Raw genomic sequence first — 14,001 nt, 5'->3', positions numbered from 1 at the left:
GAAAGTTTTTTAAAAATCGTATACTATAAACTATTTTTTATCCGACAAAATCAATACTCCACGACCCGGTACAACTGCTGAACCACTGATTACATTACCTGTCAGTAGATCAGTACGCTCAGCTGCCCCAATATCCGCGCTTAAATCCCCGGCAGTGTGGTTCAGTAAGAACAAGTAAGATACGTCATCCTTCACACGTTGAACAGATTCGATACCTTCCGGTGCAGTTACCAACGGCTGAATGTTCTTTTCGGCACATAGATTCGCTAGGAATCCTTGTAGGAATCCTGCTTCTGGACTTGTCGCCACATAATAAGCTTTACCTTCGCCAAATTTATTCACAGTCAACGCAGGCATTCCTTTATAGAAATCAGAACCGTACTCTGCCAAAACTTCTGCCCCTTCGGCATGGATCAGATCGCAGAGCAGATCACATTTATAAGAACCACTCAAGCTACCCCACGTTTTATCCAGCACGAGCTCATTGCTCATACCTGGCAGTAATGCATCGATTTCCTCTGCCCAAATTCCAAGCACTTTACGCAACTCGCCTGGATAACCTCCAACCGTCACGAGGTCGTTCTCATTAACAATACCGCTGAAATAAGTCGTAATGAATGTGCCGCCCGCTTTTACAAAGGCTTCAACCTTCTCTGCAAAACCTGGCTTGACCATGTACATTACGGGTGCGATAACAATTTCATACTTGGACAGGTTCTCTTCGACCCCGATCATGTCGGCTTCGATATTTTGCTGATACAGCGCATCATAATATTTGTGGACTTCATTCACGTAATCCAAGGCAACCGACGGTCCGCTTGAGAGATCAAGCGCCCAACGATTTTCCCAATCGTAGATGATCCCTACTTTAGCTGCACTGCGCGCATCCAGTAGTTGATCTCCAAGCTGCTCCAGCTCTTTACCCAGCTCAGCACATTCACGGAATACCCGTGTGTGTTCATGACCCACATGCTCAATTACCGCTCCATGATACTTTTCACAAGCCCCTATCGAACGACGCAGTTGGAAGAACAACACAGTATCTGCACCACGCGCCACAGCCTGGTAACTCCATAGACGCATAACGCCTGGACGTTTCAAAGAGTTGTACGGTTGCCAGTTCTGCTGGCTCGGTGTTTGCTCCATCAGCATGAACGGTTGGCCATTTTTTAATCCACGCATAAGATCATGTGTCATTGCTGTAAAGCTGACCGGTGTGTCCAGTGAAGGATAGTTGTCCCAAGAAATTACATCCATATGCTTGGCCCACTCAAAATAATCCAGCTCCGGATAAAAGCCCATCAGGTTCGTTGTAACAGGTACGTTAGTGCTGTGTTCTTTGATCGCTTCGTATTCGATTTTGTAACATTCGAGCAAGCTATAAGACATAAAACGGCGATAGTCCAACGAGATTCCTTGGAAGTTAGTACGGTTACCGTTCCATTCTTCACTCAGCTCATTTGGCACCACAATTTCTTCCCAATCATAAAACGTATGTCCCCAAAAGCGTGTATTCCAAGCCTTGTTCAAAGCATCCAGCGAACCATAACGCTCCTTCAACCAGACACGGAAGGCAGCAGCGGACTGTTCGGAATAATCATAGCCACCATATTCATTAGAAATATGCCAAGCTACCAGTGCCGGATGATCCTTGTAGCGTTCTGCCAGCTTACCAGCCAGCTTCGCTGCATACTTGCGGTAAACTGAACTGTTCGGATTGGAGTTATGACGTCCGCCGAACTTACGTTTTCTGCCCTGCACATCGACACGGGTCACTTCAGGATAACGATGAGCCATCCAAGCTGGATGTGCTCCTGTTCCTGTAGCTAGACATACATAAGTTCCATTTTTATATAGTCTATCCATTAATTCATCCAATGAGGAGAAATCATAAGTATCTTCGGAAGGTTGGATTAAAGCCCAGGAAAACACATTAATTGTGGCAACATCAATTCCCGCCAGCTTGAACATCCGTTCATCCTCAGCCCATACTGGCGCATCCCATTGCTCCGGATTGTAATCTCCACCGTACCAAATTTTAGGTAATTTATCGTTAATCACACTTCGCACACCCTTTATAGTATAATTATATATCTATTGTAAATGGTTAAGGTTTCCCTTTAAATATAAAATAATATCTCATACATATAAGAATATAGAACTAACAGGAGAGGATAACATTGTCCGAAATCATGCATCGCAGGATCGTATTCGTCCATGAAGGTGGACAGCACTTGCCAATCACTTTAGACAGTATGGGGCACAATCATGATCAGGAAAAAGTATCCCGCCCCGATGGCTATGACACGTATCATTGGCTTCAAACCTCAGAAGGTGAAGGGATCATCCATTTTGACAATAAAACCTTTTCCCTGCCCGAAGGCAGCGGCGTATTACTACTTCCTTATACACCCCATCGTTATGAGGCTTCCACTAAAAACTGGGGTACCTATTATCTAACGTTTGGTGGCGATTCGGCACACTCTATTTTGGAGACCCTTGGGATGAATAGTAATTCTTTTTACCGTTGGGAAAATGAAGCGCCTCTCCCCAATTTGCTGAAGGAAATGCTGGATCGTCATGATGCCTATCAGGATATGTTTGGTCTCGGCGCCTCAACAGATGCTTATCGTTTTTTGCTTACTTTGAGTAAATATGGCCAGCTTCAAAATAATACGGCGATTTCCCGCAATGTAGATAAGCTGCAGCCACTGCTAAAATGGATGGACAGCCATTATGGCGATCCTGATCTTGGACTGAACGATCTAGCCGATGAACTAGGCGTATCTGGGCGCTATCTTAACAACCTATTCGTCCAAACTTTCGGACTCTCGCCTTATGCCTATTTCGTACGTTTACGCATCCGGAAAAGCAAAGAAATGCTCGTAAGCCAACCCGATCTTACGGTAAAAGCTATCTCCCAGCTAGTCGGCTTCCGCGATGTCAGCCATTATGTAGCCACATTTCGCAAGCAATCCGGGACTACGCCGGAGCAATTTAGACGTCTGCATTAAACATGCCCCGCCTACTGTGGAAAAATTGCTCGCTGGGAATATGCGGCTAGAACGTAGTAAGAGTATGGTATGCGCTACTATTTGTAGAAATGGGCGGTACGGTGGCTGGGTGCATTTGGCTGCGAGTGTACGGCACCTCTGAGATGGATCGTGCAGATCTGCACATGGTGGGACTCCATGTGGAAATCTGCTCATGGTGGACTCCATGTGGAAATTTGCTCATGGTGGATTCCATGTGGAAATCTGCCCATGTTGGGACTCCTTATGGAAATCTGCCCATGTTGGGACTCCTTATGGAAATCTGCCCATGTTAGGGACTCCATGTGGAAATTTGCTCATGATGGGGACTCCATTGTACAGCTCTCTTCAGTTCAGTATGAGTAAGTCAGACGAAATAATTGCACTTTGTACACTTAAAATAGCCTGCACGGCAGAAATTATCCATATAAGTGTATTCTGTGCAACTATATTCTCGGAATATGGCCTTGCAGCGAGATTAGCCAATTTTTAGCTGTACAAAGTGCAACTAAAACCAATTAAATACTCCAACACTTCAAATAAGTGTACGAAGTGCAACTATTTTCTGTTGTGCTTCTGTTGAAGTTTCTACATGCCCTACTCCACTCATTTTTTACTCCACACTTCCACTTACTTCACTATTCCTACCCCACACATTCCCCTACACCGCTCTTCCCCTACTCCACACATCCCTCACTCCATCTTCACCAACCTCACTTCACCCTACTCCACACATCCCTCACTCCATCTTCACCAACCTTCACTTCACCCTACTCCACACATCCCCCACTCCATCTTCACCAACCCTCACTTTACCCTACTCCACACATTCCCCACTCCATATTCACCAACCTTCACTTCACCCTACTCCACACATTCCCCTCTCCACTTTCCCCTCTCCTGCCACACTCCCAAACCCACTCCAAAATCTCTTTACTCAAAACCACTCAAATCTCCAGCACCTCTACGCCATACGGCTCGAGCTGGAGCTCTCCAGATCGAATCTTATTATCCAGCAGGCTGCTGTATTCTCGTGGCAACGGAACGATCACCGACTCGCGGCTCAGATTAAGCAGGAACAAGAAGCTTCCCTGATCTCCAGTCCGCACGGAGGCTTGTACTCCGTTTGGCAATCCTTCAAAGCATAACAACCCTTTTTCCTTAGCCAGGTTCTCCAATAGAACTGACCAGTATTGCTCTTCCGCATGGGTTCCGAAGTAATAAACCTGACCTTTGCCGAAGGAATTAACAGTAACAGCGGGTGTGCCGCGATAGAAATCATCACCATACCAGGCAATTGGCTGGGCCACTACAGGTCGGAGGATGTCGCACCACTGCGTACATTCATATGGGTTACCCTCCGCATCCACGATGACATGTGTTTCAACGCCAATCGGATCATACTCCAGCACTTCAACGCCGGTACAATAGCTCAGCTGCCCAGGCAGCGGTTGCATGACTGCGATGTTGTTTATATTTTTGACGCCACTACGGTTGGTGATCAGTAAGGTCCCGCCAGCGAGGGCAAAATCCTCCAGATTACGTACGATCTCCTCATCCAGCAAATATAAATTTGGAGCGATTACTACTTTGTATCCATCAAGCGGTTGTCTGAGGTCGATAACATCGCAGCCCATGCCAAGCTTGGTCACCGCCCGGTGAATCTGCTTAATGTTCTCATAATAATCAAAGCCCTCTGCCTGCGGCTGAATATCCAGCGCAGCCTTCTCTTCATGAGAATGGAGGATAGCCACTTCGTTTTTCAGCATCGTTCCTTGGAGCTTGCCGCTCAGCCCATTAACCTCATGACATAGCTGCGTGAACTCCGCTAATCTGCGTCCGGGAACATTGCTGTGATCAATCAGCCCGTGCCAGAATTGTTCTGCTCCTGAAGTTGCACTTCTCCAGCGAAAATGAACAACAGTATCCGCACCTCTAGCAATCGCCTGCCATGCATAGGCACGAATCAGTCCCGGATAAGGGGTTCGCCACATCGGCATCCAACAACCCGGAGATCCACTCAGCTGCTCCATGATCCAGAAGTTTTGGCGTTTGATGCCACGGGTTACGTCCAATGAAAGTGCTCCGCTATAAGGCGTTGTCTCTTGTTTGGTTGGCGAAGTATTCGGATAATAATCAAACGCAGCCACGTCCAGATCTGCACCGACCGCGTACATATCGAGGCGCTGCGGATAGCTGTGAAAGTTATGGGTTATGAAATGCTCTGGACAAATCATACGCAAAATATTGATCTGCGCTGTCTGAAACGCTACCACCGAATCCCACTGAAACCGCTGAAAGTCAAGCAGAAAAGATGGATTCTGATGAGGTGATCCGCCCAACGGCACGGTAAGCTCATTCCAATCGCTGTACTCCCCGCTCCAAACAACGGTTCCCCATTCTGCATTGACCTCAGCCAGTGTTCCGTATTTAGCTTGTACCCATGCTCGAAAAGCAGTATTACAAGCGTCACAATGACAATCCAACATGCCAAATTCATTATCAGTCTGCCAGCCTATGACGGCCGGGTGTTCACTGTAACGTTCGGCAAGACGCAGAATAATACGGCTGCCATACTCACGCAGCGATGTGCTGTTATAGCAGCGGTGTCCACGTACCCCCGGGTGAAAAATCTCTCCATTAGCAAACACCGGAAGCACATCCGGAAATTTCGTCGTTAACCATCTTGGCGGTGTAGCTGTTGGCGTACCCATCACAACCTGCAGATCATATTGATGAAAAAGGTCCAGCGCACGGTCCAGCCACTCAAACTGGTAATTCCCCTCAGTTGGCTCCAGTCGGCTCCATGCGAACTCAGCAACCCGGACTACTTTAACACCTGTTTCTTTCATCAACTTGATATCTGGTTCCCACATGGATTCATCCCAATGCTCCGGGTAATAGTCCACACCCATCTGAACATGATCATATCGTTTCATTGGCGCTTCTCCCCATCCCTTGATAATCAGCCCTGTTTCCCAAAAAAAGCACTCCCCGTCTCAAATTGATGAGGTATACGGAGAGCGCTTCTGTTAACCACTAATATCCATTAAATCTTCTCTATAATGTGCTTTACTTATTTTTTAAGCTTGTCCCATGCAGCTTGCATACCAGTCATCCAACCGTTAACGTCAACCTTGTCAGCAATGAACTGTTGAATCACGCTGGCAAATTCTTGCGTTACACCATCAGGGAATTTAGAGGATTGCAGGCCATAAACTTTGTTTTCTTTTACATAGTTCCATACGTCTGCTCCAAGCATACCGATGTCTTCAGGTGTTGCTTCGATTGTGGACAAAGCAGGGATGAATTTCCATTTTTTAACGATGTACTCTTTACCCATATCGGAAGTTACCAACCAGTTCAAGAACGTTTTTGCTTCTTCTTTAGAACCGGATTCTTTGTTGACTACAAGGTTCGCAGGGATACCAACAGTCATTTTGTCATTCTTCTCAGCATCTTCATTGATTGGCATAGGGAACATGCCAATGTTCATATCAGGAGTGATGTTATCAACAAGAGTTTGTGCCCAGTTACCTTCTTGCATCATTGCAGTTTCGCCTTTTGCGAACATTGCCAGGTGAGTGTTAGCATCTGTGGTCAAAGGATTCTTTTGTCCGTATTGTAAAGTCAGTTTGAGATACTTGCTCCACTCTTCAAACGTTTTATTTCCTACAATTGTACCAGTTCCTTCATTCAAACCTTTGATGAATTCATCTACATTATCTTGTTGTGCAAAGGCTACGCTGATCCCTTGGTTACCTAGCAGCCACCATTCCTGATATGCATTACCAAAAGGAGTTACGTCGATAGCTTGCAGCTTTTTAGCCGCTTCTTCAAGCTGTGACAATGTTTTTGGAGTTTCAGTGATTCCCGCTTTAGCGAACAAGTCCTTGTTATACACAATACCGATACCCTCAAGGTTCATTGCCATACCGTATACTTTGCCATCTTTAGTCATAGGCTCTGCAGCCATAGGAATCAGATCTTTTACCCAAGGTTGGTCGGACAGATCTTCCATCTTGTCTCCCCAAAGTTCCATTTCTGCATATCCACCATTGGAAAAAATATCAGGCGCATCGCCGGAAGCGAATTTAGTTTTCAATGCTGCTGCGTAATCCGCACCACCACCAACTGTTTGGATATCCAGCTTGATGTTAGGGTATTCTTTTTCGAATTCTACCTTAAGCTCATTGAGGCCTTCTACGATTTCAGTTTTGAATTGGAAGATCTTAACGGTCTTCACTTCACCTGAATTTGTGCCAGCGCTTCCATTTTGTGAGTTACTAGAAGCGTTATTATTACCACCACATGCCGTTAGAGCTAAACTCATTGCCATTACTGCTGATAGAGCAACTGCGGAGTGTTTCTTCTTCATTATATATTCCCCCTTAAAATAGTGGACTGCTTAAAAAATATTTGGAACGGAGGGCTCGGTGTTAACCTTTCACCGAGCCAGCCGCTATTCCCTCAACAATGTAACGTTGCATAAACAGGTAGAAAATGATAATTGGTGCGACCCCGATTACGAGAGCCGGAAGTGCCATATCCCATTGTTTGGTGTATTGACCAAAGAAGGAGAAAGTCGCTAGTGGAATGGTCCGAAGCTCTGGTGCCTGAAGAATCAAGGATGGCAACAGATAGTCATTCCATATTCCAAGTGCGTTTAGCACGATAGTTGTCATCACCATTGGCTTCAGCAAAGGAAGCACAATACGGAAGAACACGGTAATAGGATTACATCCATCTACTGTAGCCGCCTCTTCAATTTCAAGAGGAACGGACTTGATAAAGCCGTGGAACAGGAAGATCGCCATCGGAACACTGATTCCTAGATTCGTGATAATCAAACCAAGGAAAGAGTTGTTTACTCCAATAACATTTACGACCTTCAGAATAGGAATCATAATCGTTTGGAACGGAACTACCATTGCTGCTACAAAGATAAGCAGCAAGAACTGATTGAATTTCGTATTCGCCCGAACCATACGATAGGATGCCATCGCACTGAACAGAGAGATTAGAATAACACTGATCACTGTGATAATAACCGAGTTTCGGAATGCTTCACCGAAACGGGCTAATTTCCAGGCGGTTGAATAGTTCGACCACATAAATACTTTTGGCCAGCTTGCCGCATCACTCAGAATTTCACCGAAGGATTTCACCGAGTTTGCGAGCAAGAAATAGAATGGAGAGAGAAAGAGCAGCGCCAGAAGGATCATTATCACTTCCGTACCAATATTCCATCTCTTTTTTTCCGTAGGTTTCATTACGCTTCAACCTCCTTGCTCTTCGTGATACGGACCTGAATCAGAGTAATGATGGCTACAATTACAAAGAACAGCAGCGCTTTTGCAGTACCCAGCCCGTAACGATTGTTCAGGAAGGCTTCATTGTAAATATTCATAGCAACGGATTCCGTCGATTTGAACGGTCCGCCCTTCGTCAAGGACAAGTTAAGGTCAAACATTTTGAATGACCAGGAAATGGCCAAGAATAATCCGATAGTTACAGCAGGCATAATTAGCGGAACTACGATATTGCGTAGCACCTGCCAACGGGAAGCACCATCAATATCAGCCGCTTCTAGTACTTCTTTAGATACGTTACTCAACGAGGCAATGTAGATAACCATTAGATAACCGGAAGACTGCCAAACAAAGACCATTACAATCGCCCAGAATCCTGTTGTGGCATCACCGAGCCAAGGAAGATTAAAGAAGGACCATCCTGTCAGGTCGCCCATAGTGGCGAACCCTTTGATGAAGATAAATTGCCAGATGAAACCAAGCAACAATCCCCCGATAACGTTCGGCATAAAGAAAATAGTCCGAAGCATGTTACGTGTCTTTAAAGGTTTAGTTAACAGATAAGCTAAGAAGAAGCCTACCACGTTAGTCAAAATCACACCTAACACCGTAAATCTTACCGTGAACCAAAAGGAAGACCAGAAGTCAGGGTCATTTGAGAAAATAGTGGAAAAGTTTTGAAATCCGACCCAACTTACATTACCGGATACACCGTTCCAATCTGTGAAAGAGTAATACATCCCCATCAAAAATGGGATAATCGTTATTAAGGTAAAAAACAAAACTGCCGGACCAACGAAAAAAAGCTGTTGACCTAACTGGGACAACTTAGTGCCGCGCATTTATTGCCCCCCCCTTTCTTTTGCTCACTTACTTGTTTATGCTTTATACACATATTATCTGTTTTTTTCAGGGTACCTCACACCTACTAAAGTGATCTTTCAGGTGTAAAATATTGATCGGATGTGACAAATTTCGATGAAATGGAACACGATTCGCACAAAATTGATCGTTTTTATCCTACTGCCAACGTTAATCTGTATTATGGCCACCATGTTTATTAGCTATCACTATAGCACTCAATCCCTAAGAACAAGGGCAGTAGATGAGAATACGAACCTCCTCTTTCAAGGCAATAGAAACATCGAAAGTCTGATTCAGGAGATCAATCGTCTCTCCCTTATCGTCTATTCAGATTCAGATTTCTACAGACTGCTCGAAGCGGGATACGAGGATATGGCAGCAAATACACGAATTTATTCTTCTCTAAATTACATTTCTTCATCCATGCCAGATATATCCCAGGTGTATCTTTACGGTGTAAAGGATAGAAAAGCCACTTTGCTCACCCAAAATACACCCAAACGTTGGCAGGGTATCCCCCCTTATGCCGACTCAGAGATCACTAGCAGTTCTCCTGTGTTTATACAAAGTACACATATAAGTCACAGCTATGGCCTAACTTCACCTATCCCGCAACTCATACCGGAGCCTGTGTTCACATTGCATAGACGAATTGAAAGGATTCCCACTACCACCCCACTCGGCTTCCTGTCGATCGATGTTAAGCTAACGGCTCTTACCGACATCGTCAGCCAGTTATATGATCAGAAGCAGGAGAACATTTGGCTGCTGGATGGCGATGGCAGGATTGTATACGGAAGCAACAGTGAGGAATACGGCAAGCGCCTACACGCTTCTTGGTACAACAAGCAAATCGCCACGAATCAAAGCTCGCAAGGGTATTTTGAAGAGGAAGATGCTGTGTTTATTTACCAAAGAATCGAAACCCAAGGTTTAAATTGGACCCTCGTGAAGCAGATTCCTACGTCCTATCTTTTCCGGGAAGCTAACGAGGCGGCAGCGATCAATATATTCCTCCTTGTTCTACTTTTGATTACAATTGCCACGTTAACAACCCTGATCTCTTTTCGAATCACGGCTCCTATCAAGCAGTTGACTCGTTACATGAATCAGGTGCAGACCGGTAATCTTGATGTTGAAATTCAACCTATGGGCAAAGATGAGATTGGCGTGGTTACCGAGCGATTCCGCAGTATGATGGACACGATCAACAACCTGATTTTAAGAGAGTACAAGCTGGAATTGTCCAATAAGACCAATGAACTGCGGGCACTGCAGGCACAAATCAACCCGCATTTTCTGAATAACACGTTACAGATCATTGGCACGCTGGCCTTAGAGCTTAAAGTGCCCCAAATTTACTCACTTCTTTCAGCTCTAGCCAAAATGATGCGCTACAGCATGTACAATGAGGAGAAGATCGTAACTGTTAAGGATGAGCTGGATCATGTCAAAGCCTACATTGAACTGCAAAAGGAACGTTTTGAAAATAAGTTCAGTTTCCGCTACGATATGGAGGAATCACTTTTAGAGACGTTTATGCCGAAAATGATTTTACAGCCTATTGTAGAAAATTATTTCAAACACGGCTTTAATCTTTCCCGCAGTGACGGATTCATTGAAATCACCGCAGCAAGAGTGGATGACAACCGGATGGAAATCTGTATCCAAAATAACGGAAATGCGATCCCTTCAGCGAAGTTAGATCTTTTAAAGCAGAAGCTACAGCATCCTACTAGAACAGATATAGATTTATTAAGAAATACAGAGCAAACCAAGGAAGCTACAGGATCAGGTATTGGTCTGCCGAACGTTCTGGCTCGACTCAAGTTTGTGTGCGGAGATAGTGCCACTTTAACTGTGGATAACCTTAGAGCAGGCGGAGTAGTAGTGAAATTGGAAATTGAAATTATAGCGGAGCGTGAAAAGATATGAAGGCGTTGATTGTTGATGACGAGGCAAGAGTTAGAAAGGCAGTCAGACTGCTTGTCGACTGGGACGCCCATCAAATAGATGAAATTCTGGAAGCCGGAAATGGAAATGAAGCCATCGAGATCATCCGGCAGGCTAAACCAGCATTAGTCATTATGGATATGATGATGGAATCAGGTAATGGGATAGAGTTAATGACCTGGGTGAACGAATTCGCCGGCAACACTAAGTTTATTGTGGTCAGCGGACATAATGATTTTGAGTTCGTACGGCAGACTGTGCGGCATGGGGGTATTGATTATATCCTGAAACCTATCGAAGCCGAGGCAATCAATGTAGCGGTAGCTAAAGCAGTTGCAGCCTGGCGCTCAGAAGAAGACGACCGAAGCGAACGGCAGAAACAGAGTATTCAGCTTAATGAGTTCAAGCCCATTTATGGGGAAAAGCTATTATCTGCACTAATTGATGATCCGATCAATTCTGATTTATCTTTGCGGAGGTTATGCAGTGATGGTATCATTCCGGAAAACATCCATTCCGCTCGGTTAATATTGGTGCAGACAGATGCGGGTAACAATCCGTTGATTAAACGTTTTGGCGGAGACACCGAGCTAATGAACTACGCTATCGTCAATATTTGTAATGAATTTTTGCACAGTCCGCTTAAGGGTGTTGCTTTTCGTTATTGGGGAGGTCCTCCGGAGATTGCGATTATTCTGTGGGATATTCAAACCTCTGTGGTCGAGCTAATAGGCAGAATCAATCATGGCATCTACTCTACCTTGCAGGTCCGAATGCATTTTGGAATCAGCAGCATCGGCAACTTACCTAAGCAGTTACCTTATCAGCGTGCAGAGGTGGCAGAGGCCTTACAACGCCGAAACTTATTAATTCATGAGGATTACTGCCATTTCTCCTCTTCCTCCGAAGAGTTCAGAGATCGTAAAGAGATCGCCAAAGCAGAGGTTCGCGGTAATGTATCAACAACGAACTTTGCTGACGTCAAGGAAGATTGGAAAATGGCAGTCATCAGCGGAAGTCCAGAGATATTATCAACAGCTGCGCAGCACTGGGTAGATGAGCTTAGCCGAGGCGGGGTTGTGACACCAGAAATCCTAAACTCATGGAAAAATGATGCTCTACTATTTCGTTCCCAGCTGGTACGGGAAATGTTAGGCCCTGAAGCTGAAGGCGCACTGGCCGAGCTTGAACAGGCCGACCAGCTTCACCCAGCTCCTTATACGAACGGTTACTCGTTCTCTTTATTCGCTTGGCGTGACTGGTCGTATACCCTAATGCAGGAGCTGGCTGAAGTAATCGCCCTGAAACAAGCTAAAGAACGTAATCCGATGCATGATATCGTCAAATATATCGAGCTTAATTATGCTTCCGACCTGTCCTTACAGGAAGTGGCCGGGAAGTTTTTTGTTAGCCGTGAATATATTTCCCGCCGATTCAAACAGGAATACGGGATTAACTTCTCCGACTTTATTGTTAATATTCGAATAGATAAAGCTAAACTACTATTGCAGAATCCTCGTCTGAAGCTGGCCCAAATCTCCGAAATGGTCGGTTTTCATGATGTTAAATATTTCAGCAAAGTGTTTAAGAAGCAGGTTGGATCTTCACCTAAGGACTACCGGGACACATTTAAGAGTTGATCAATACCAGTTTAAAAAGGCGTCCGCAACCGTCTTACCGGCTATGCCGTTCGGATGCGGGTCGTCTTGTCCACTCATATATTCCGGTCTGATCCGGTGATCGTCTGGTGCAGGCAACGATAATAGGCTTGCTATATCAAACACACGGTCTACTCCAGCGGGTGGGTTAGTCAGGATTTCATGATTCACTCTACGCCAAGTTTCTTCTCTTGCCTCCTGAAAATTAAACGGCGGCACCGTACTTAGAATAATACTAGCATCAGCATTTGCTGTTTTGATCTTAGCAATAATAGTTGTCAGATCACCAAGTAACTCATCTGCAGAGCGGCAGCCAATATCAATATCATTTACGCCGAGGACAATCATCAGTTCATCACTCTGTTTAGCTTTGTGAAGCCAAGGGCCATCCGCAGCCACATCATACGCTCTAGCCCAGCCTGAGCCCAGATTCCATACGCCAATCTCTGCACCAAGACCATCCGCAATTCTCGCTGCCCAATATTCGTATCCGTCCTTTAATGTCCGCACACCTTGAGTAATCGAATCTCCCAAAAATACTAGCTTCTTATGCACAGCTTTCTTATACCCGATATAGCTTGGCAGTACCAAAAGCTTGTCAGATTCTGTAAACCCATCGGCTGATTCCTGTGTAGCCAGATTTCCGGGCGCATCATAAGCGGTTGCCAGCATCCCTTCTACGTTGAAAGGAATGGATTTGCCCTCAGTAGTTGTCTTAATTGTCCATGTAAATGCTAAGTAATGGCCATCGGGAAGATTGATACTTGTCTCATCACTCCAGAAGCATTCACCGGCCGCTACTGACTTGGAGACATTGCCTTCAAAGGTGACAGCATGTTGTGTATGCTCAATAATAGCTCCGTTTGGCTCAGTCCCTCCATCCGCGATAAAAGCCGATTCGATTACCCAACTGCCCCCAGGCTCACTGCCCGAAGCTTCAAGCCCTTGGTCCCAGGTGGAATCCACCGCATTGCTATGCCAAAATTTCAGCTGCAACGGGCCGTTTTCCCGTAAACGAATATAAGTCCGGAAGGTATGTGTAAAAGGTTCTTGCCTATTCATAATAAAATTAGCGGCGGTTGAAAGAACCGTAGCAGAGGTATAGTCCGTCTGATTCAAAACTCCACTTCCCTTAATTAAATTAGTATTCATAACGTTTCCCCCGTTATTAGTTAAGATTGT

Annotated in this window: 9 protein-coding genes; 3 read left to right on the top strand and 6 right to left on the bottom strand. The window is 45.2% G+C overall.

Annotated features, from left to right (window positions below; all coding sequences use genetic code 11):
- Window positions 1-30: 30 nt before the first annotated feature.
- The gene (locus tag NST25_RS04415; protein WP_340393387.1) at window positions 31-2,061 is read right to left on the bottom strand and encodes a beta-galactosidase; all 2,031 of its coding nucleotides are present in this window, start codon (window positions 2,059-2,061) and stop codon (window positions 31-33) included.
- Window positions 2,062-2,180: 119 nt separating this feature from the next.
- On the opposite strand from NST25_RS04415, the gene NST25_RS04410 reads away from it, so the two are divergent.
- A complete protein-coding gene (locus tag NST25_RS04410; protein WP_254848824.1) occupies window positions 2,181-3,014 on the top strand; it encodes an AraC family transcriptional regulator in 834 nt (277 codons plus the stop codon).
- 965 nt (window positions 3,015-3,979) lie between these two features.
- Here the strand turns inward: NST25_RS04410 and NST25_RS04405 are convergent.
- The 4 genes from NST25_RS04405 to NST25_RS04390 form a co-directional block, all read right to left on the bottom strand.
- A complete protein-coding gene (locus NST25_RS04405; RefSeq protein ID WP_340393386.1) occupies window positions 3,980-5,971 on the bottom strand; it encodes a beta-galactosidase in 1,992 nt (663 codons plus the stop codon).
- 137 nt (window positions 5,972-6,108) lie between these two features.
- Window positions 6,109-7,410, bottom strand: a complete 1,302-nt coding sequence (locus tag NST25_RS04400) for an extracellular solute-binding protein (protein ID WP_094902687.1) — start codon at window positions 7,408-7,410, stop codon at window positions 6,109-6,111.
- A 61-nt stretch (window positions 7,411-7,471) separates the two neighbouring features.
- Window positions 7,472-8,305 (bottom strand): carbohydrate ABC transporter permease, encoded by an 834-nt coding sequence (locus NST25_RS04395; protein WP_036680774.1) that lies wholly within the window; start codon window positions 8,303-8,305, stop codon window positions 7,472-7,474.
- Window positions 8,305-9,186, bottom strand: a complete 882-nt coding sequence (locus NST25_RS04390; RefSeq protein ID WP_036680772.1) for a sugar ABC transporter permease — start codon at window positions 9,184-9,186, stop codon at window positions 8,305-8,307. The genes NST25_RS04395 and NST25_RS04390 overlap by 1 nt, the downstream gene beginning before the upstream one ends.
- 136 nt (window positions 9,187-9,322) lie before the next feature.
- Between NST25_RS04390 and NST25_RS04385 the strand changes: the two genes are divergently transcribed.
- Both NST25_RS04385 and NST25_RS04380 read left to right on the top strand, forming a co-directional pair.
- On the top strand, window positions 9,323-11,143 hold the full coding sequence (locus tag NST25_RS04385) for a sensor histidine kinase (protein WP_076194393.1): 1,821 nt from the start codon (window positions 9,323-9,325) through the stop codon (window positions 11,141-11,143).
- A complete protein-coding gene (locus NST25_RS04380) occupies window positions 11,140-12,801 on the top strand; it encodes a helix-turn-helix domain-containing protein (protein ID WP_076219662.1) in 1,662 nt (553 codons plus the stop codon). The genes NST25_RS04385 and NST25_RS04380 overlap by 4 nt, the downstream gene beginning before the upstream one ends.
- Here the strand turns inward: NST25_RS04380 and NST25_RS04375 are convergent, their stop codons facing one another.
- Window positions 12,802-13,971, bottom strand: a complete 1,170-nt coding sequence (locus tag NST25_RS04375) for a GDSL-type esterase/lipase family protein (protein ID WP_340393385.1) — start codon at window positions 13,969-13,971, stop codon at window positions 12,802-12,804.
- Window positions 13,972-14,001: the final 30 nt, after the last annotated feature.

This window comes from Paenibacillus sp. FSL E2-0190 (genome assembly GCF_037992965.1).
Classification (GTDB): Bacteria; Bacillota; Bacilli; order Paenibacillales; family Paenibacillaceae; genus Paenibacillus_AQ; species Paenibacillus_AQ odorifer.
Note: the sequence above shows the minus strand (reverse complement) of the source record. Positions and strands in the feature narration are given on the sequence as shown.